Source organism: Streptomyces longhuiensis, assembly GCF_020616555.1.
GTDB lineage: Bacteria > Actinomycetota > Actinomycetes > Streptomycetales > Streptomycetaceae > Streptomyces > Streptomyces longhuiensis.
The window spans coordinates 9,119,756-9,140,235 of sequence record NZ_CP085173.1 but is presented as its reverse complement, the minus strand read 5'-3'; the positions used below and the strand labels follow the sequence as shown (position 1 = coordinate 9,140,235).

At 70.7% G+C, this 20,480-nt stretch carries 16 protein-coding genes and 1 pseudogene; 10 read left to right on the top strand and 7 right to left on the bottom strand.

Translation table 11 applies throughout. From position 1 onward, the window contains the following. The first annotated feature begins 1 nt into the window (after window position 1). Both LGI35_RS41580 and LGI35_RS41575 read left to right on the top strand, forming a co-directional pair. A complete protein-coding gene (locus LGI35_RS41580; protein ID WP_227299607.1) occupies window positions 2-622 on the top strand; it encodes a hypothetical protein in 621 nt (206 codons plus the stop codon). Window positions 623-677: 55 nt separating this feature from the next. After that, the gene (locus LGI35_RS41575; protein WP_227299606.1) at window positions 678-2,492 is read left to right on the top strand and encodes a sugar-binding domain-containing protein; all 1,815 of its coding nucleotides are present in this window, start codon (window positions 678-680) and stop codon (window positions 2,490-2,492) included. A gap of 153 nt (window positions 2,493-2,645) precedes the next feature. Here LGI35_RS41575 and LGI35_RS41570 read toward each other — a convergent pair. Then, a pseudogene (locus LGI35_RS41570) lies at window positions 2,646-2,998 on the bottom strand (cupin domain-containing protein); the annotation flags it as partial. A 55-nt stretch (window positions 2,999-3,053) separates the two neighbouring features. Between LGI35_RS41570 and LGI35_RS41565 the strand changes: the two are divergent. After that, window positions 3,054-3,701 (top strand): FMN-binding negative transcriptional regulator, encoded by a 648-nt coding sequence (locus LGI35_RS41565; protein ID WP_227299605.1) that lies wholly within the window; start codon window positions 3,054-3,056, stop codon window positions 3,699-3,701. Between the two features lie 21 nt (window positions 3,702-3,722). On the opposite strand, the gene LGI35_RS41560 is transcribed toward LGI35_RS41565, so the two are convergent. Beyond that, the gene (locus tag LGI35_RS41560) at window positions 3,723-4,580 is read right to left on the bottom strand and encodes a maleylpyruvate isomerase N-terminal domain-containing protein (protein ID WP_227299604.1); all 858 of its coding nucleotides are present in this window, start codon (window positions 4,578-4,580) and stop codon (window positions 3,723-3,725) included. Between the two features lie 199 nt (window positions 4,581-4,779). Between LGI35_RS41560 and LGI35_RS41555 the strand changes: the two genes are divergently transcribed. Further along, a complete protein-coding gene (locus tag LGI35_RS41555; RefSeq protein WP_227299603.1) occupies window positions 4,780-6,033 on the top strand; it encodes an amidohydrolase in 1,254 nt (417 codons plus the stop codon). A 21-nt stretch (window positions 6,034-6,054) separates the two neighbouring features. On the opposite strand, the gene LGI35_RS41550 is transcribed toward LGI35_RS41555, so the two are convergent. The 4 genes from LGI35_RS41550 to LGI35_RS41535 form a co-directional block, all read right to left on the bottom strand. Further along, complete coding sequence (locus tag LGI35_RS41550; RefSeq protein ID WP_227299602.1) at window positions 6,055-6,630, bottom strand: TetR/AcrR family transcriptional regulator; 576 nt, start codon at window positions 6,628-6,630, stop codon at window positions 6,055-6,057. Further along, window positions 6,627-8,057, bottom strand: a complete 1,431-nt coding sequence (locus LGI35_RS41545; RefSeq protein WP_227299601.1) for an MFS transporter — start codon at window positions 8,055-8,057, stop codon at window positions 6,627-6,629. Before LGI35_RS41545 ends, LGI35_RS41550 begins: the two co-directional genes overlap by 4 nt. A 177-nt stretch (window positions 8,058-8,234) precedes the next feature. Then, entirely contained in the window at window positions 8,235-9,221 is a 987-nt protein-coding gene (locus tag LGI35_RS41540; protein WP_227299600.1) for an alpha/beta hydrolase, read from the bottom strand. A gap of 20 nt (window positions 9,222-9,241) precedes the next feature. Then, window positions 9,242-10,858 carry a phosphodiester glycosidase family protein gene (locus LGI35_RS41535; RefSeq protein WP_227299599.1) on the bottom strand — a complete coding sequence of 539 codons (1,617 nt, stop codon included), beginning with the start codon at window positions 10,856-10,858 and terminating at the stop codon, window positions 9,242-9,244. Window positions 10,859-11,234: 376 nt separating this feature from the next. On the opposite strand from LGI35_RS41535, the gene LGI35_RS41530 reads away from it, so the two are divergent. The 3 genes from LGI35_RS41530 (at window position 11,235) to LGI35_RS41520 (ending at window position 13,762) form a co-directional block, all read left to right on the top strand. Beyond that, window positions 11,235-12,065, top strand: coding sequence for an ABC transporter substrate-binding protein (locus tag LGI35_RS41530; protein WP_376224091.1), 831 nt, complete (start codon window positions 11,235-11,237; stop codon window positions 12,063-12,065). Window positions 12,066-12,148: 83 nt separating this feature from the next. After that, complete coding sequence (locus LGI35_RS41525; RefSeq protein WP_376569426.1) at window positions 12,149-12,913, top strand: amino acid ABC transporter permease; 765 nt, start codon at window positions 12,149-12,151, stop codon at window positions 12,911-12,913. 57 nt (window positions 12,914-12,970) lie between these two features. Further along, the gene (locus LGI35_RS41520; protein WP_227299597.1) at window positions 12,971-13,762 is read left to right on the top strand and encodes an amino acid ABC transporter ATP-binding protein; all 792 of its coding nucleotides are present in this window, start codon (window positions 12,971-12,973) and stop codon (window positions 13,760-13,762) included. Window positions 13,763-13,970: 208 nt separating this feature from the next. Here the strand turns inward: LGI35_RS41520 and LGI35_RS41515 are convergent, their stop codons facing one another. Then, window positions 13,971-14,558, bottom strand: a complete 588-nt coding sequence (locus LGI35_RS41515) for a TetR/AcrR family transcriptional regulator (protein WP_227299596.1) — start codon at window positions 14,556-14,558, stop codon at window positions 13,971-13,973. A gap of 141 nt (window positions 14,559-14,699) precedes the next feature. On the opposite strand from LGI35_RS41515, the gene LGI35_RS41510 reads away from it, so the two are divergent. The 3 genes from LGI35_RS41510 (at window position 14,700) to LGI35_RS41500 (ending at window position 20,122) form a co-directional block, all read left to right on the top strand. Continuing rightward, the gene (locus LGI35_RS41510) at window positions 14,700-15,482 is read left to right on the top strand and encodes an SDR family NAD(P)-dependent oxidoreductase (protein WP_227299595.1); all 783 of its coding nucleotides are present in this window, start codon (window positions 14,700-14,702) and stop codon (window positions 15,480-15,482) included. Window positions 15,483-15,770: 288 nt separating this feature from the next. Then, window positions 15,771-16,634 (top strand): LLM class flavin-dependent oxidoreductase, encoded by an 864-nt coding sequence (locus LGI35_RS41505; RefSeq protein ID WP_227299594.1) that lies wholly within the window; start codon window positions 15,771-15,773, stop codon window positions 16,632-16,634. Between the two features lie 335 nt (window positions 16,635-16,969). After that, entirely contained in the window at window positions 16,970-20,122 is a 3,153-nt protein-coding gene (locus LGI35_RS41500; protein ID WP_227299593.1) for a discoidin domain-containing protein, read from the top strand. Window positions 20,123-20,480 lie beyond the last annotated feature (358 nt).

Genomic DNA, 20,480 nt, shown 5'->3' with positions numbered 1-20,480 from the left:
CATGACCCACGCGCCCACCCCTTCCACCGCATCCAGCCGGGATCGACGCGATCGCCGGGAGCCCGGCGAGGTCTTCGGGCCGAGTTTCACCCTCTTCGCCGACGTGCTCCTGGTCGGCCTGCTCACCACCGCTGTCTGCCTCCCGGTCGTCACGGCACCCGCCGCGTTCGCCGCCGCCTCTGCCACCCTCCGGCAGACCGCCGACCACGGCCTCCCTGTCAGGGCCGGTACGTACGTCAGGCACCTGCGCGCACACCTGAGCGCGCGGGTGCTGGCCGTCGGATGCGTTCCTCCGCTGCTCGCGCTGGTCCTCCTGATCGACGCCGCGCTGCTGCGCAGTTCGCTGCCCGGAGCAGACGTCATGTCGCCCGTGCTGGCGCTGCTCACGCTGGGCGCCATGGTCGTGGGGCTGCGCGCGACAGCGCTGGAGGCCCCGTATCGGCTGTCCGCGCGGGAGGGATTCCTCCGCAGCGTCGCGGATCCGCGCGGCGCTCTCCTGCTCGCCGGCGCTCTGCTGCTGAGCGTGGTCCTCGCCTGGTCGATTCCCCTGCTGACGCCGCTGCTGCCCGGGCCGTTGGCGTTCGCCGCCACGGTCGTGGAGCTCCGATCCCCTGCGGGCTGATCCGCGGCAACGCCCCAAACCCTGCATTCACGTACGACACCACCGGAGTTCTCGCATGCCGTACCCGCACCTGAACGCCGCAGGCCACCCGCGGCCGCAACTCGTCCGCGACCTCGTCTGGAGTGACCTGAGCGGTCCGTGGCGGTTCGCCTACGACGACACGGACCAAGGCCGCTCGGGCCGCTGGATGGACCCGGACACCACCGACCCGTTCACCGCCACCATCACCGTGCCCTACCCGCCCGAGTCCGAGGCCTCGGGCATCGCGGACACCTCCTTCCACCCCGTGCTCTGGTATCGACGCACGATCGAGGTCACCCGGCCGGCTGCGGGCCGGCGCCTCCTGCTGCACTTCGGCGCGGTCGACCACCGGGCCGAGGTGTGGATGAACGGACAACTCGTGGGGCGTCACGAAGGCGGCCACACGGGCTTCTCCTGCGATCTCACCGACGCCGTCCTGTGGGACGGGGAGCAGACCGTCGTCGTCCGGGCCGAGGACCAGCCGCTCGACGCCTCGCAGCCTCGCGGGAAGCAGGACTGGCGACGTGATCCGCACGTCATCTGGTACCACCGCACCTCGGGGATCTGGCAGCCGGTGTGGCTGGAGGACGTCCCGGACGAGCACATCACGGTCCTGCACTGGACCCCTGACGTCGCCCACGCCCGCGTCCGCTGCCGGATCCGGCTCAGCCGGTGGCCGCGCCGTCCGACGGCCGTCACCGTGCGCCTCACCCAGGGCGATCGGGTGCTCGCCGAACAGCGCACGCTGACCGACGGGCAGGAGACGGAGTTCGACGTCGCGGTACCGGCCCTTCGGCACGCCCAGGACCTCGACGACCTGCTCTGGAGCCCCGACCGGCCGCATCTCGTGGACGCGACCGTGACGCTGCGCGACGCGGCCGACGACACCCTCGTCGACCGCGTCACGTCCTACCTCGGGCTGCGCGACATCGGCTGGGACGACGGCGTCTTCCTCCTCAACCACAAGCCGTACTTCCTGCGCTTCGCGCTCCAGCAGGGCTACTGGCCCGCATCCCATCTGGCGGCCCCGTCCGACGCGTTGCGCCGCGACGCCGAACTGGCCAAGTCCATCGGCCTCAACGGGCTGCGCATCCACCAGAAGATCGAGGATCCCCGCTTCCTCTACTGGGCCGACCGGCTGGGGCTGATGCTCTGGGAGGAGATGCCCTCGGCCTACACGTTCGGTGCGCAGACCGTCGAGCGGGTGGTCGGCGAATGGACCGAGGCGGTCTCCCGTGACCTCAGCCACCCGTCGATCGTCGCGTGGGTCCCGGTCAACGAGTCCTGGTCCGTCCCGAACCCGGCGCTCGTCCCCGCCCAGCGGCACTTCATGGACAGCCTCTACCACCTGACCAAAGCCCTCGACCCGTCGCGCCCGTCCGTCTCCAACGACGGCTGGGAGATCTCCGCCGCCGACATCTGGGGTGTGCACGACTACACGCAGGACGCACAGGTGCTGCGCGAGCGTTACGGGAACTCCTCGTTGCGGCGGGGCGAGATCGTCGAGCAGTGGCCGGGTGCCAAGCGGCTCGTCCTGGACGGCGTACGCCACCAGGGGCAGCCTGTCGTACTGAGTGAGTTCGGCGGAGCCACCTTCGAACCGGCCGAGGGCGCCGAGTGGTTCGGCTACGACACGGTGAGCACGAAGGAGGACTTCGCCGAGCGCCTGGCCGGGTTGGTGGAGGCCGCGGTGGACTCCGGGCTCGCCGGGTTCTGCTTCACCCAGTTCACCGACACGGAGCAGGAGATCAACGGCCTGTTCTCGGCGGACCGTCAACCGAAGCTTCCTGTAGAGGAGTTGCGCGAGATCCTCACCCGGACCCGAGCCCTGGGCCGTGGCGCGTCGTAAGCCGGCCCTCGAATTCGCCCTTCGGCGATTCCCTGTCCGCCCGCAAGCAGCATCGAGTTGCGCTATCGGCAACCTCCCGAACCGGCCGACTCGACGGACGTGTGGAACGGTGCCAGTTCGAGTACTTCATGACCGTCGTCGAGCGCGGTGGTCTCACAAGACGGTGCCCGCGGGGCCGGGCGGCAGGTGGACGGTCGTGATCAGGTGGCAGGTCTCCGTGCCGGTACCGCGGTAGGTGTGGGGGGCGTTGCCGTCGAAGGTGGCTGTCGGTCCGGCTTCGACGGGGTACTCGGTACCATCGACCTCGAGGATCATCTGTCCGACGGTGACGCTGACGGTCTCGACGACTCCGGCCTGGTGGGGGTGGCTGGGGTATGCGTCACCGGGTGCCAGCGCCAGACCTCGACCGGGGCGGAGGTCGAGGTCGTCCGCAGGAGCCGGGCCTCGCTGCCTCGCTCCCCCGTCCACAGCGGCATCACGGCGCCGGCGGTGACGACGCGGACGCGCCGTCGGCCTCCTCGCCCTCACCTGAACCGGCCCACCACTCGCAAGGAGAAGAGCGTGTTCATCCAACCCTGGGACGCCGCACTGGACGAGGGCGAATGGCAGGCGTGGATCGCCGACGGCCACGACTTCGGCCAGCTCAGCGTCAACGGCCTTCCCGGCCGGCCCCCCGTGGTCGTCCCCACCCACTTCACCGGCGACGACAACCACCTCCTGATCCACTTCGCCCGGCCCAACCCGGTCTGGAAGGCGATCGAGCACGACCCGAACGTCACGTTCACCGTCATCGGGGACTACGCCTTCATCCCCGGCCCCTGGCGCGCCAAGCCGGACACGACACCCACCGACGGCGTCCCCACCAGCTACTACGCGGCCGTCCAGTTCACCTGCCACGCCCACATCGTCGACGCCCCCGAGGCCAAGGCCGAGCTCCTGCGCCGCCAGCTCGCCCACTTCCAGCCGGACGGCGACCACGCCCGGGTGGCCGTGGACCAGCCTCCGTACGGCCGCATGCTGCCCGGCATCCGTGGGCTGCGCCTGGACGTCATCGATGTGGTCGCCAAGTTCAAGTACGACGACCACAAGCCCGCCGAGCACCGCACCACCGTCGCGGACCGCCTCACCGCGCGGGGCAAGGCCCTCGACGTGCCCACCGCCCGCCAGCAGCTCCGCCGCCTGGACCGCATGGGCGACTGGAAGCCCTGACGGGCGGACGCCTTCCTCGGGTCAGGGGCTAGCGATGAGTTCGGTGAGCCGCAGTGCCTGCCAGGGCTTTCGGCCGCCGGCCCGCATCTGACCGCGCGCGATCGCCTTCCAGACCGGCATGCGCCGGAAGGCGACCAGGAGGAACGCTGCCGGCGCCGCCGTGATCCGGCAGTCGTACGCGCGCGGCGGGGCGTCGCGGGTCACGGTCGCCGCGCCCTCATCGATGACGACCGCCAGCCGTGGACCGCCCTTGATCGCGACGTCGAACGCGATGCTGACGCCTTGCGCCTTCGCCGTGTCCAGGGCCAGCGGCATCATCGTCGGCATCGACTGCCCGAGCACCAGGCGCGCCTCGTCCGGGCCTATCGGCCACGGGAGCCGGGCGCCGCGGGCGATGTCGAGGCCGTGCAGGAGGCTCTCGCTGAGCATCATTCCGGTCGCCGCCGCGAGCGTGAGCGTCCGCTCCTGCCCGTACCAGGGCGTGGGGACGGGGGTGTCCGGGGCGAGACCGTCGGTCTCGCGCAGGAACGCCTCGCCGCGCTCGGCGATCAGGTCGCCGAGACGGGTGCGTTCATCGCCGCCGAGAAGGCCGAGGGACAGGGCGTTCACGGCCGTGAGCCGCTCGACGAACGGCCCGTCGCCCGGCGGCAGGACCGTGTCCCACTCCACGGACTCGCCGGTGAAGCCGGAGCCGAACGCGAGATGCACGGCAGCCACATGTGCGCCGACATCACCCACGGTCCACTCCGGGACACCGGACGCCACCTCCAGGTCCGGAAGGTCACGCAGCAGTCGGACAAGTCGCGCGACCACGGCACGCAGCGCGGCACGCGTCTTCTCGTGCTCGGCGACGCGATCGATTCCCGTGACGGTGCCCATGCCACTCCCTCGGTTGCGAACGGAGCCGCACGTTACCGCCGGGTAGAGCGGTTGCGACAGTGGTCGCCCGTCCCCGGCACGAACCCACCACAACCCCCTCGGCGCGTACGCGGTCAGCGCCACCTGCCAGGGGGCCGCGTGTATCCCTGGTGTGCGGAGCTACGGTACGCACATCGGTACTCAGAGAGGTCAGGTAGCCATGTCGAAGACGGTGACCGCACAACTGCCGGAGATCCGCGACGAACTCGCCGCCTTCTACAAGGATCTGCACCGAAATCCCGAGCTCTCGCTCCAGGAGACACGCACCGCCGGTCTGCTGGCGAAGCGTCTGCGTGAGGCGGGCTTCGACGAGGTGGCCGAGGGGATCGGCGTCACCGGCGTGGTCGGGGTCCTGCGCAACGGCGAGGGGCCGGTGGTCATGCTCCGCGCGGACTTCGACGCGCTGCCGGTGGAGGAGAAGACCGGACTCCCCTACGCGAGTCAGGCGCGGGGCGTGGACCACGAGGGCCGTGACGTACCGGTGATGCACGCCTGCGGTCACGACATGCACGCGGCCTGTCTGACCGGTGCCGCGATGTTGCTCGCGCAGTCGCGTGACGAGTGGCGCGGCACGCTGCTGGTGGTGTTCCAGCCGGCCGAGGAACTCGCGGTCGGCGCACGGGGGATGGTCGACGACGGACTCTTCGAGCGGTTCCCCAAGCCCGAGATCGTGCTGGGCCAGCACGTCGGGCCGTTGCCCGCGGGGGTCATCGGCTACGGCACGGGCCCGGTGATGGCTGCGGCGGACTCCCTCGACCTGACTCTGCACGGTCGCGGGGGCCACGGGTCCCGGCCGGAGGCGTCCATCGACCCGGTGCTCATGGCGGCCAACGTGGTCACGCGGTTGCAGGGAATCGTCGCGCGGGAGGTTCCTCCGGCGGAGACCGCCGTGGTGACCGTGGGGCGCCTGCAGGCGGGCACCAAGGACAACATCATCCCCGACAGGGCCGAGTTGGGGATCAACGTCCGCACCTTCACCCCGGCGATCCGCGACAAGGTCCGCAACGCCATCGAGCGCATCGCCACCGCTGAGTCGCAGGCGAGCGGCGCCGCGGAGCCGCCGGAGTTCGCCTGGACCGGCTCCGCACCGGCGCTGGTGAGCGATCCGGAGGCGACGCAGGCCACGGTCGCCGCGTTCGCGGAGCACTTCGGGCAGCAGCGGATCATGCCGATGCCTCAGGTGAACGCGAGTGAGGACGTGGGTGTGTTCGGAGAGGTGCTCGACGTGCCGACCGTCTTCTGGTTCTGGGGCGGTCTGGACACCGAAACGGTTCTCGGCGCGCTCCAGGAAGACCGGCTGGACGAGCTGCCGAGCAACCACTCCCCCCACTTCGCACCGGTCGTCGAGCCCACCCTGAGCACAGGCGTGGAAGCACTCGTCGTAGCCGCAACGACCTGGCTCGCGAACGCGTGAACGCGGTGGGCCCGCCGGCGTTCACCGATCGCGGGCGGGCCCGTCGCCACCGAGCGTCTCCAGCAGCACGTCGACGACCTCGTCCACCTCCGCGTCGGCCAGGTCCTCGAACGCCCCGGAGTGGCGGGCGAGCAACACCCCGGCGACCGCCGCCACCAGCACGTCGGCCCGCAGCCCCGGCCGGTCCCTGCCCTCCCGGGCGAAGCGTGCGCGCAGCGGATCCACGAGCCGGGACCGCAGTGCCGCGCGGGTGGCGTCCTGCGCGGCCCCATCGCTCAACGGCTGGACGGCGACCCTCAGCAGAGGGACCGGGCCGCGCCGCTCCGCACGTTGGGCGACGTCGCGCAGGCGGGGCTCGGTGAGGAGGTCGTCCGGTGCGACGTCACCGTGTTCGGCGCGCAGCACCTCGACGTACAGCATGGGCTTGCTGCCGAAGTAGCGTGCGATCAGGGCCGGGTCCGCCCCGGCCCGCTCACCGATCTCGCGGATGGTGGTGCGGTCGTAGCCGCGCTCGGAGAAGAGTTCGGTCGCCGCCCGCAGCAGCGCCTCGCGGGTGCGGGCGGAGTTCCGGCGCGGGCCGGCGTCCGCGCCGCTCACGGGCGGCTCGGCTCGGGGCGCGCCCGCTCACCCGTGGCGACCGGAGCGACGTGCCCCGCCGCGACCACGGACGGCCGCAGCCGGGTGCCCGTGCGGGTGAGTACCACGGCGAGAATGCCGGTGATCACGAAGGCGGCGCAGCCGGCGAGACCCGCGTTGCGGTAGCCGTCATTGGTCGGCAGCGCCGCGCCGGGGTCGGTGGCGGCCTGGAGGATGACGGCGCTGAGCGCGCTGCCGGTCGAGTACCCGATGTACTTCATGACCTGATTGAAACTCATCGCGCTGCCCGTCTCCTGTGCGGGCACTCCGCCGACGATCAGGCCGGGCGTGACCGCGAAGGTGACGCCCACGCCGAGTCCGGCGAGCGCCATCATCGTGCCGATGCCCCACAGGCTGGAGCGGGCGACCAGGAAGCAGACCAGGCCCGAGAGGGAGAGCAGGCAGCCCAGCGGCAGCATGCGGGCGGGCGTCGCCGCCGCGCCGAGCATCCGCACGAGGCGGCCGGTGACGAGGCTGGCGGCGGAGAACGGCACGAGCAGCAGACCGGTGACGACGATGGTCGAGCCGAAGCCGTATCCGGCGGACTCGGGTGTCTGGACGTAGCGGGTGACCAGCGCGATCAGCAGGTAGGTGCCGACGCCGCCGACCATCGTGGTCAGGTTGGCGACGAGTACGCCGCGATCCTTGATGAGCCGTACCCGCACCAGCGGATGCGTGGAGTGCATCGAGTGCAGGACCCACCCGGCGAGCAGGACGACGGCCGCGACGGCGAGCGCGAGCAGCGGAGCGGATCCCCAGCCCCACCGCTCCCCCTCGGCCAGCGTCACCAGCAGGGCCGCCATGCCGCCGGCGAGCAGCAGCGCGCCGGGGAAGTCCATCGGGACGGTGGGGCGCTGCGGCGCCGCGGGCACGACGATCACGGTGGCGGTGAGCGCGGCGGCCGCCGTGGCGGCAGCGAACCAGAATCCGGCGTACATGCCGAGGTACTGCGCGAACAGGCCGGTGATCGGATAGCCGAGGCCGATGCCCGCGGCGGTGGTCAGGGAGAGGGTCGCCACCGCCGACCGTGCCCGCTCCGGGGGCAGCGCGTCGCGGGCGGTGGCGATGGCGAGCGGGACGAGGCCCATGCCGACGCCCTGAAGCGCCCGGCCCACGAGGAGGCAGGTGAGCCCGAGGGGCAGGGCCGCCAGGAGGCTGCCCACCAGGACCACGGCGAGGCCGGTGAGGATCACGTTCTTGCGGTGCGGGCCGTCGCCCAGGCGCCCCATGACCGGTGTGGCGATGGCTCCCACCAGCATCGTCACCGTGAGCGCCCACTGTGCGGTGGAGACGGCGACGTGGTCCTCGGCCGCGATGGTCGGGATGAGCGGTGCGCCGAGGCTGCTGACCACGGCGACGAGCATCCCGAGCGAGACGAGGACGGGCACGAGAGCCCGTGGGTGGCGGAGTGCGGGTGCCGATACGGCGGAGGTACGCGCGGACGCCGGTATGGAGGGCTGCAAAGGAGGGGTACCGTTCTTGTCATCAGGCGATGTCATTGCATGATGACATAGTTTGCACCCGCTCCGGCCGCCCCCGACTGGCGGGCGCCGCCACAGATCACGTCAGTTCGTGACCCTCAACGCCCCCAACAGCATCGGCAGCGAGGCGTGCAGCTCTCGTTGCCAGTACGGCCAGCTGTGGGTGCCAGGCCCGTAGAAGTTGGTCGTCACGTGCCGGGCACCCGCCTTTTCCAGCGCGCCCGCCAAGGCATGGTTCTGCCGGTTGAAGTCCGCTTCGAGGGCGTTCGTGGCACCTGGTGGGTCCAGGGGGCCCGCGGTGCCGTCGCCGCACGACAGGTACACGGGGATCGGCTTGAGGCGCTTGGCCAGGTAGTACGGGTCATGAGCCGCCCACACATCCCGCTGCGCCACGGGGTCGCCCCAGACCCGGCGCGGGTCGTCGCCCTGGCCCGCGAAGAACCCCATGATGCGGTCCACCGACTCGTCGTTCAGCAACGGGTGCACGGATCCTGAGTACGCCGCTGCCGCCTTGAACATGCCCGGGTGCCGGGCCGCGTACATCAGCGCGCCCTGCCCTCCCATGGACAGTCCTGCGACCACGCGACGCGGGCCCGCTCCCCAGTCGCTTTCGAGGAGTCGGCGCAGCTCCTTGGTGTGAAACGTCTCCCAGGCGGGGTCACCACCGTTGCCGTTGTTCCACCAGTCGCTGTACCAGCCGTTCCAGCCGGCCTCCGGCATCACCACGAGGACGTCGCGCAGGCTGTCGATGCGGGCGACGTCGGTCCGGCTCGTCCACGACGTGTAGTCGCCGCAGCACCCGTGCAGCAGCCACAGGGTCGGCCAGTGCCGACGGTGGTCGCCCGGGTTCCAGCCGTCGGGCGTGAGCAGTCGGACGTGGACGGTCCGGCCGCCGAGAGCCGAGGAGCGTACGGACAGATCCACCTGACGGTCGGCGACCTGGGTGACGGCGACGACCTCGGCACCGCGAGCGTCGGCGGCCACGGACGGTGCGTTCGGTGTCAGGGTGAGCAGCAGGACGGCCAGGGCGAGCAGGAGGCATCTGGCGCGGCGGATCGTGGCGGCGGTCATGGCTGCTCCTGTCGACGGGGTCATTTTCGGCCGGGGAGGACCAACAGGGCGTCTCCGACCGGGCGTTCTCCGGTCGCGTCGGACGGGGCGTTGATCACGCCCCCGCCGGCGACCATGGTGGTGGACCCGCCGCCGTCGAGGTTCATCGCGTCGCGCAGGCCCAGCGCCTTCGCGACCGCGGCGCTCTCCGGGATGCTGAGTCCGAGCGCGCCGGTGCTTCGTCCGTCGGCCGTGACGAGAACGGTCCGTCCCGCGGCGTCGACTCCGGCGAGCGTGCGCGGATTGCGTTTGTGCACCCAGCCGTAATAGAAGCTGGGATTGCCGGGCTGGACCATGCCGTCGGTGGCCACCGTGACGTGTGTACGGCCGTCCCGGACGAGTTCGGGGCCGCCGTTGAGGATGCTGGTGCTCATGGAGGGGGAGACCGTACGGCCGTGCGCGTCCTTCAACGCGGCCCGTATCCGCAACTCGCCGCCGGTCTGCGCCAGTTCGGCCAGCTGGGAGGTGTAGCGTCCGGTCGCCTGCACGGAGCTGCCGCCTTCCGGCAGCGATCCGCCGCGCGGCGAACGCACCTCAAGTACCCGTCCGTGGCGATCGAGTACGGCCTCGAACCCTTCGCCACTCGGAGTGCGTTCGCCGAACTCGGGCGTGAAGGCCACGAGTTCGTCGCCGTCCGTGCAGGTCGCATCATGCAGGGGCAGCGAGGTGGGCGTGTCGTCGGCGGTGCCGCCGCAGTTCCTGATCAGGCCGGGGACGCGGTTGATCCCGTCCAGCGGGAGAGAGGTGCCCCGGCCGGACAGCTTGCCCTGCCAGGTGAGCCGCGCGACGTCGGTCCGACGCCCGGAATCGTGGATCACGAGGGAGGGCCGCCCGCTCACGGGTTCACTCAGGAACTTGCCGTCATACACGCCGACACCGGCCGGGTCCCCGGGGGCGCCGGCGTTCGGGTCGAGGACGAAGAACCCGGCGTTGACCCCCGCGGTCGCCCCGGCCGCGGCCACGAGTTGGCTGGTCGTCTCCCGGTTCTCCAGATCCGGCCCGTACGAGGCTCTCAGCGCGCCGTGGAAGCGGTGCGGGTCGATGGTGAGAACGTCGATCCGCCACGGACCCCGGTCCATGGGGTCCCCGTCCCACCCTTGGTACACGGCGGCCCCGGTGTATCCGGCTGTCCGCAGCCGGGTGCGCTCGGCCGTGGCCGCGGACTGCGAGCCGAACTCACCGACACGGACGCGCCATCCGAGCGTGCCGCCCGCGAAGTCCGCCGTCGCCTGTGTGGTGACCTCCTCGGCCCGCGCCTCGAAGCCGTGTTCGCGCAGTCGGGCGACCAGGTCGTCGGCGCTCGCGTGGTCGTTGAGCGCCGACGGTGGCGCGTCGGGGTCCGGCGAGCCGGCGCCGCCGGGGATGGAGACCTCGACCGTCCAGGCAAGCGCCGGGGCATCGGCGCCGCGCACGATTCGGGTGAGGGTGACACCGGGCTGGAGCTGCTGCGACGTCCGCGTCTCGGTCAGGTCGGCGGGGCCGAGAGGCAACACCCCGACCGGCCTCGAAGGCGGCGCCGACGAGGCCGGAACCGCCAGGCCTCCCACGACGGCGAGGACGGACAACACCGCACCCACGGCGAACGGTCTGCTGTTCACGTGCCCCCCACAGGACGAAGAACGGCTCTCCCGTAACGGTGCTTGTGGTCGAGACCACTCGTCAAGACATGTGCACGCCATCCCTGCATACGCCCCGGCCGGCGACCGTGCGCCCGGCCGATGACGGCCTCCCCCGCACGACCCGCGCCACTCAAGATCGAAAATGTGAAGGCTTCCGGAGTGGCTGGTGACAGCCCTGGACTTTCGTGTTCGCGCTGATGCAGGGTGTGCCCACCGCAGTCGGAGCTCCGTTCGGGCCCGTCCCCAGTGGCCCGTGGTCACGGCTGCGCGGGCACCCGTCGGTGCCCGTCCCATTCCAGGTCAACTTCTCCCTGCCCAGGGAAAGTTGCCTCTCTCCATGCCCGAGGGAAGTCCAGTGAGCACTCACGGAAGACTCGTCCGCCGCTCCACCCCGCTCGTGCTCGCCGCCACGCTCGCCCTGTCGGCCACCGCCTGCAGCAAGGAACAGGCCACCACGACGGCCGGCGGCGTGAAGCTGGTCAAATCCGGCCAGTTGACGACGTGTACGCATCTCCCGTACGCCCCGTTCCAGTCGGAGAAGGGCAAGAAGATCGTCGGGTTCGACGTCGATCTGATCGATCTGGTCGCCGACGACCTCGGCCTGAAGCAGCAGATCGTGGACAAGTCGTTCGAGACGATCAAAACGGGTGCGGACCTCAACGCGGGGGTCTGCGACGTGGCTGCCGCGGGCATGACGATCACTCCCGAGCGCAAGCAGCACCTCGCTTTCTCGACCCCCTACTTCGACGCGAACCAGGCCCTGTTGGCCCGTAAGGGCGTCAAGGCCAAGTCGCTGGGCGCCATCAAGAGCGGCAAGATCAAGCTGGGATCGCAGTCGGCCACCACCGGCGAGGACACCGCGCACGCCGCCGGCATCGACTCCAAGTCGTTCGAGAGCTCGGACGCCGAACTCAACGGGCTGCGCACCGGCCAGGTGGACGTCGTCATTCAGGACTATCCGGTGGTCCAGAACTGGCTCAAGGATCCGGCCAACGCAGCGAAGTTCACCGTCACGGGCACGGTCCAGACGGGCGAGAAGTACGGCTTCGCCGTGCGCAAGGGCGGCAACCCCAAGCTCCTCGCCGCCATCGACAAGGCCATCAAGAAGGCCAAGCGGGACGGCACGTACAAGAAGCTGTACGAGAAGTGGATCGGCCCGATGCCCGCGGAGGCCGTGTCCCAGTGACCTCCTCGCCCACTCCCGTCGCTACGAAGGCCCCGGCTCAGGCGGCCCCGCGCCCCCGCCTCTCCCCACGCCGACGGCGCAGCATGCTCCGCGGTGCGCAGTACGTCGTCCTGGCCGGTGCGGTGATCGCCGTCGCCGTACTGGCCGACTGGCACCAGTTGCAGCAGCAGTTCCTCGAACTCTCCGTGGCCAAGCGGATGTTCCCGGACCTGCTGACGGTGGCGCTGACCAACACGGTGGCGTACACCCTGTCGGGTTTCGGTGTGGGCCTCGTGCTCGGGCTGATCGTCGCCCTCATGCGGCTCTCCTCGGTGGCCCCCTACCGGTGGCTCGCCACTCTCTACATCGAGGTGTTCCGCGGGCTGCCCGCCCTGCTGATCTTCATCTTCATCGGGGTCGGCGTCCCCCTGGCGTTCCCCGGCCTCGCCATACCGGGTGGCGCGTACGGGCAGGTCGCCGTGGCCCTGGGCCTCGTCGCCGCCGCGTACATGGCGGAGACCATCAGGGCCGGCATCCAGGCCGTGCCCCGCGGTCAGATGGAGGCCGCGCGGACGCTGGGCATGTCGCACGCGAGGGCCATGTGGTCGATCGTCATCCCCCAGGCCTTCCGGATCATCGTGCCGCCACTCACCAACGAACTGGTCCTTCTCTTCAAGGACTCGTCCCTGGTGCTGTTCCTCGGCGTCTCGCTGGAAACACGTGAACTCACCAAGTTCGGACGGGACCTGGCCAGTGAGACCGCCAACACCACACCCATCTTCGTGGCCGGTCTCTGCTACCTCCTGATCACCGTCCCGCTGGGCTACGTGGTGCGCCGCCTGGAGGCGGGCCATGCGAAGGCACGGTGAACGATGAGCACCACCGGCGAGCCGTCCGGCAGCACGAGAGAACACAAGGGGACGGGCATGACGAATGCCACCACCGACGACACGCCCACGCCGACCCGGGCGATCGAGATCCGCGCGCTCCACAAGTCCTTCGGTGACCTTCAGGTCCTGCGCGGCATCGACTTCACCGTCGACACAGGCGAAGTGGTGTGCGTCATCGGCCCTTCCGGGTCGGGCAAGTCGACGTTGCTGCGCTGCACCAACCTCCTCGAAGAACCCACCCAGGGCCACGTCCTCATCGCCGGGACCGACATCACCGACCCGGATGTGGACATCGACCGGCTACGTCGCCGGATCGGCATGGTCTTCCAGCAGTTCAACCTCTTCGCGCACTTGAGCGTGCTGGACAACCTGACGATCGCTCAGCGCCGGGTTCTCGGCCGCGACAAGGCTGAAGCGGTCCGGGTGGCGCGGCAGAACTTGGCCCGCGTCGGCCTCGCCGAAAAGGAGGACAGCTATCCCGCACAGCTGTCGGGCGGCCAGCAGCAACGGGTGGCCATCGCCCGCGCCCTGTCGATGGGCCCCGAGCTGATGCTGTTCGACGAACCCACCAGTGCGCTCGACCCCGAACTGGTCGGAGACGTCCTCGCCGTCATGCGCGGTCTCGCGGACGACGGGATGACCATGATGGTCGTGACCCACGAGATGGGCTTCGCCCGCGAAGTCGCCGACCGTGTCGTCTTCATGGACGACGGCGTCATCGTCGAACAGGGCACCCCTGACGAAGTCCTCAGCAACCCCCAACACCGCCGCACCCGCGAGTTCCTGGCCCGGGTCCTGCGACCGGCGGACGCCGTCACGGAGTCCTGACGGGATGTGACACTTCCCGATCCCGGCCCGCCTTCCCGACCGACGTCGACCGGGAAGGCGGGCGGCACCGGCCCGTGACCGCCGCCCGGCGACGCGGTCATGATCCCTCGACGACTCGGAACGGCGAACCGACGCGCAACCCCGCGCGGGGCCGACACAGGGCGGGCCGGCACGGGCCGAGGCAGGCGGGTACGCACATGGATCCGTGTCAGTGCGTGGCCCGCTGACCGATCCCGTGCAGCAGGGTGTCGACGACGCGCGTGGCCAGGGCGTCCACGTCGGCGTCGGTATCGGGCGCCTCGGTGGCGGCTTCATGGATGAGGGCATAGTAGACGCGCCGCGCCCAGTCCAGATCCGTGTCGGGGGTGAGGAGGCCCGCATCGCGGGCACGCGCGAACAGCCGCTCGCACCGGGCCAATACCTCGGCGTGCACGCGCGCGGCCTCCGGGGCGTCCGCGAGGTCGGCGCCCATGGCGAAGCCCCATCCGATCTTCACGCGGAGCACGTTCGCGGTGACCTGGTAGAGGGCGATCGCCGGCGGGGCGGTGTCCGGCCTGGCGGCTTCGACGGCCTCATGGAACCTCTGCGTCGCCCAGGTGGCCAGGGCCGTGATCAGGGCGTCGCGCGACGCGAACCGCCGGTGAACGGTGGTCCGCGCGACCCCGGCGGCCTCGGCGATCTGCTCCATCGTCGCCGCCGGGTTCACGGACAGGACCCGCTCGGCGGCTTCGAGGATCGCTCTCACGGTCCGCTCCACGTCGGCGCGCAGCGGCTTGGCAGAGGCGGGCAGCGCCATGGGGTGCCGATCCTTCCGGGTCTGTGGGTGACTCCACGAGAATACGACGGTGTGGCGACTCATAGATAACTTGCAACATCAATGATGCATGTTCTACCTTCGATGCATCACATGAGACGCGGCTATCTACGGAGTTACACCATGGATCTGCAGTTGAACGGCAAGGCTGCACTGGTCACAGGGGCGAGCCGGGGCATCGGGCTGGCGGTCGTTCGGGCGTTGGTCGCCGAAGGCGTCCGCGTCGTCGCGGCCGCCCGTACTCCCACAACGGAACTGAAGGCGACCGGCGCCACGCTCGTGGCGGTGGACCTGTCCGATCCCGCGTCACCCGAGCGCCTGGCCACCGAGGCTGTGACCGAACTGGGCGGCATCGACATCCTGGTCAACAACGTCGGCGGCGGCGACGGGGGCCTCAGCGGCGGCTTCCTCGACACGACCGACGCGCAGTGGGCGGAGGTGGTGGACCTGAACTTCTTCGCCACGGTCCGTGTCACCCGCGCCGCCCTGCCCGCCCTGCTGGCCACACGCGGCGCGATCGTCAACGTGTCCTCCGTCGGAGCCCGCGTCCCCCACAGCGGACCGATCGCCTACACGACGGCCAAGGCCGCGCTCACCGCCTTCGGCAAGGCACTCGCGGATGAATTCGGCCCGCGCGGTGTCCGGGTGAACACGGTCTCCCCCGGGCCGGTCCGAACCGCCATGTGGGAAAGCCCCACCGGCTACGGAGCGGAACTCGCGGCATCCATGGGCATCCCGCACGCCGATCTCCTGGCGGGACTCCCCTCAGCGACGGGCATGCTCATCGGCCGGCTCATCGAGCCGGCCGAGGTCGCAGCCCTCGTCACCTACCTCACCTCACCACTCGCCGCCGCGACCACGGGCACCGACCACCTCATCGACGGCGGATCCGTCAAAACGGCCTGACGAGCTCGCGCACGCGTCACGGCTGGTTGAGGCCGGGACGGCGGCCCAGCCACTGGCGCAACAGGGCAATGTCCGCTCCCCTGTGCCGCCACGGCACCACAGGCGCCCTCACCCAGGGACGGTCGCCCAACGTCGCACCTTCGACCCCGAACACCAGGCGTCCACGAAACCGGACCGCCGCAGAACCGCGCAGGTACAACCGGGACAACGGCGCCGCAGCGTCCGGTACTGAGTTGCCATGATGCGAATTCGATTGCGCCTTCCCAGCGCGCTGCGCATCCTGCTCGGATGCGCTTCTCCGTCAACATCCCGAATTTCGGCGACTTCGCCGACCCTCGTAACGTCGCCACCGCAGCGGCCGCCGCCGAACAGGCGGGCTGGGACGGGCTCTTCGTGTGGGATCACGTCCTGCACCGACGGCACCAGGGGCGTCCCTTCGGGGACCCCTGGATGCTGCTGACCGCCGCCGCGCTGGCCACCTCGCGGATCCGGCTGGGCACCCTGCTGACGCCGGTCCCCCGTTACCGGCCGCAGCAACTCGCCCGTCAGGTGGCCACCTTGGATCAGCTGAGCGGCGGCAGGGTGACCTTTGCCGCGGGACTGGGCGGTCCGGTCGAGGACGAGTACCGCAGCTTCGGCGACGCCGCCGAGCCGCGCGTCCTCGCCGAGCGCCTGGACGAGGGACTGGAGCTGTTGGGCTGCATGTGGTCCGGCGAACGGGTGGACCACCACGGCCGGCACTACGAGGTCCGGGACGTGGCGATGCTGCCCGCCACCGTGCAGCAGCCTCGCCCACCGGTGTGGATCGGCGGGTTCTGGCCGCGCCGTGCACCCATGCGGCGGGCAGCGAGGTGGGACGGCGCGGTGCCGCTGTTCGAGACGGCCCGGCACGGGCATGTGCCGGATGCGGCAGAGGTGCGGGAACTGGTCGACTACGTGCGCAAACACCGTACCGACGAGGGCGAACGCCCCTTTGAGTTCGTACTGGGCGGTGCCACACCCCTGGACGCGGCCAAAGCCGGGAACGTGATCGGTCCGCTGCGCGATGCCGGCGCCACCTGGTGGGACGAGCGACAGGTCGAGACGGGCCCCGACCTCGATCGTCTGCCCCCGGTGCTGCGTCGCATCGAGGCCGGGCCGCCGGTGCTCTAGACAGGCGCTGCCCACAGCCGATCCGGCGTCGCCGCCTTCCAGCCGAACCACCGATGCCGGTCCTGCCCGCGATGCTCCGCCCCCGTCCCTCAGCCCCCGTCCCTGACCCCTCAGTCCTCAGTCCTCAGTCCTCAGACGGCGTACGAGAACACCAGCACGGCGACCGAATCACTGTTGTCGTTGTCCGCACTCCGGCTCCAGGTCGCCACTGCCGGCGGCATACCACGTCTCTCCTCGATCTCCGGCGGGAACCCACCCATTGACGCTCCGTGCGACAGGCCGAAGAATGAGCGCCACCCCCACCTGACAACGTTGTCTTGTGAAAGGTCCCGCACATGTCGCACCACCCCCAGCAGGTCGACCGCCGGAGATTCCTGCAACTCCTCGGCTTGACGGGCGCCCTGGCCGCCCTGCCCTCCGTCGTCGGCATGAACTCCGCACAGGCGCTGGGAAGTTCCGCCGGACCTGCTGACTCCGCCTCTCCCCCGGACGAGATAGCCGCCACGTACCACCGCGTTCTCCTCCAGCACACCCACTGGTCCGAGACACAGTGGGACGAGGCGCGGGGCTATTACACGGACAAGGACTTCGGTTTCGCCGTCGTCCTCGGCCATGCGGTGCTCCTCACCCACGGCACGTACGACAGCGGGCCCGCCGGTATCGACCGCGAGACCCTCAAGGCGCGCACGCTCGCCACCATCCGGCACTTCGCGGCGTCCAACCGGCTCACGGGCGGGACCCAGTGGGGCCGCAAGCTGTTCTTCGACACCACATTCCAGTCGTACTTCGTCCTTGCCGCGCGGTTGCTCTGGGACGACCTCGACAGCACGACGCGCGCGAACGTCGACACCATCGTTCGTGAACAGGCCGCCTACACCACGAAGCTGGGCACGGGTGACGACCCGGACTCGGGCGACTGGACGCCGAACGGTCTGCAGGGCGGCCACGTGGGCGACACGAAGCTGGAGGAGATGGGCCTGTACTCGCAGACCCTCGCACCCGCCCTCGCGTGGGCGCCCGGCGACGCGCGCCGCCCGGACTGGGAGTCCGCCTACGGCACCTGGTCGCGCAACGAGGCCGGGCTTCCGCCCGCCGACCTGGCGAATCCAGCGCTCGTCGACGGCGTTGCAGTCTCCCGCAACACGGCCCGGAATCTGTACGACACGTTCATCGTCGAGAACCACGGCTCCTTCGGCCCGCACTACCAGGAGGAGTTGTGGCGCACGTCGGGCCGCAACGCGGCGCACTTCCTGGCCGCCGGGCAGCCGCTGCCGCAGGTACTGACCGCGCAACCCAACGCGCTGCCTCTGTGGCGCACCTTGCTGGGCGTGATGAGTGACGCCGGCGAGCCGTTGATGCCGATGGTCAACGACCGCGAGCATCTGTACGGCAGGGACGTGATCCCCCTCGCGTTCCTGGCCCAGGTGGCCGGTGACCGGGCGGCGGCACGAGCCGAACTGGCGCTGGCCGAGCGGTTGGAGGCGTACCAGAAGTATCCGCCCGAGTACCGTCTGGCGAAGTTCTCCGGTGAGCCGAAATACGAGCCGGAGGCCCGGGCCGAGGTGGCCATCAGTTATCTGCTGCACGTGTGGGCGGCTGCGAACGGCCACCGGGTTCGTCCACTGTCCGAGGACGAGCTCTTCGCCCAGGCGTCGGGAGTGGCGGACTTCGGCACGGGGCCGGGACTTGTCTCGCACCAGACGCGGGCCGCGTGGGCGGGCGCCGTCAGCAAGTCCGGCTTTGTGAAGTTCCCCTGGCAACCGGGCCATGACGACTGGCTGTTCAAGCTCAGCGGTGGCACGCCGATGTTCCTGCCCGCGACGACGGGCAAGGTCGGGCAGCGCGCGGTCCGGCTGTACACGTCGCTGCGCGACGGCTTCGACGGCACTGCCACCGTGTTGCGCCTTGACACCGGTTACGCGGGCTTCACGACGCTGCCGACGGGCGGGGTCGTCTACGCGACCTCCGGAACGGCCGCCGGGGAGGGGCATCTCGAGGTGCACAACCTCACCATGCCGGGGATGGCCGGCCTCGACGGCGCACGTACGTACCGCTTCGAGGAGGGAGAGGTCTCCGTGCGTGCGCAGGATGCGGGTACGTCACCCACGGCAACGGCGCGCGTCGACGAGGTGGGCTTCCCGCGCACCACTGTGCGACACATCCGAATGCTCGGCGTGCGCCCCGACCCGACATACGGATACTCGCTGTACGCGTTCGAGGTCCGCGACGGGGCGGACGGCTCCGACCTCGCGCGCGGCGGGAAGGCCACCACGTCCTCGTACGATCCGGGCAAGGGCCCGGAGCTGGCCTTCGACGGCGACCTGGCGACGCGATGGGCGGTGGCGAAGGCCGAACGTCCGCGCGCCGACAGCTGGTTGTCCGTGGACCTGGGCGCCGCGCACGAGGTCGACCGCGTCACGCTGCGCTGGGAAGCGGCGGCCGGGCGCGCCTACCGCATCCAGGGTTCGACCGACGGCGAGCGCTGGGAGGACCTGGCGGCCTGGCCGGTTCCCGAGGTGAGCAGCCGGGGCGGCTGGCTCGACGTCGACGGGCGGGCCGGACTTGTCGTGCGCGGCTCGGACCACCCGATCGCGGTGTACGGCGACACGATCCTGGCGGCCGACGGCCCCGCGGCGCCCGTGGTGGTCGAGGGGTATCCACGCGCGTCGGGCAAGACGCTGCGCGCGCTCGCGCGGAAGGCCTCACCCGCGGCTGGGAACAAGGCGGTCCAGGTGGCGTTCACGGAGGAGCACCTGAGCCTGTTCAACCTGTCGGGCGACGCCGTCACGACGACGGTGGACGTGCCGCAGTCCGGTGCAGGTCGCGTGGTGTTCCAGGGGGACCAGACACTGACTGACGACGGGACGTCCTACCGGGCCGAACTCCTGTCGGCCGAGGCCTTGTTGCTCGCACCCCGGTTCACGGTGACTCCTGTGTCGGGGGCGACCCGACTGCCCACTGGGCTGCGCGTGCAGGTCACGGACGGGGCCACGGTGCGGCTGTCCGGCGCCGCCTGCCGCGTCCGGGTGGAGGGACAGCAGCGCAGCGAGGTCGCCGTCGTGTCGCGTGGCCGTGAGACGACCCTCCGTCTGCACGGCGCGGCCGCCTTCCCCCTCGACGACCTCGCGCTCGGCCGCACCGTGTTCCCGACCAGTCCGTTGCCCGCGGGCATGTCGGACCCGGCTGCCGCGGTGGACGGTGATCCGGCGACGGCGTGGCGGCCCGGCCCCGACGGACGCATGGTCGTCGATCTGGGCGCGCGGCTGCCGGTGCGCTCGGTCGAGGTGTCCTGGACGGCCGGCGGTGCGCCCGCCCTCGGAGTGGAGGTCAGCGACGACGGTGTCGATTACCGAAGCGCGGGCCGGGTCGACGGGCGCGGCCGCAACCGGGAGCTCATCCTCGACACGTCCGCGCGATACGTCGCGGTACAGGTCGACGGACGACTGTCCGCCGACGCCCGGATCGCACGGCTCTCCGTGCGAAGCTGAGCCCGTAGGGATCGCATCGTGAGGGACCCCGGCCGCTCAGGTGGCCGGGGTCCCTCGTCGTGGCGGGCGATGCGGACCACGACCTGTCCGGCGCGGGCTTCGTTCCGTGCTGCGCGCGCCATCCAGCTCAGCCTCCACTCGCTGTGTCACACGCGTTCCCTTCGTCACCTGCATCACCTCGCACAAGTGCCGTGCAGTTGCCCTCATCGGCAGCCATCAGCCCCTCCCCCGCGCGAGCGCCGATGTCCATGACGCCCCCAACTGCCGCCCGCGGGCGCCATGGTGAGTGCGCGCGGACCGCTCACCCCGCCCCGGTCCGCGATCCGGCCACCACGTGGTCAGAACACCACCTGTTAGC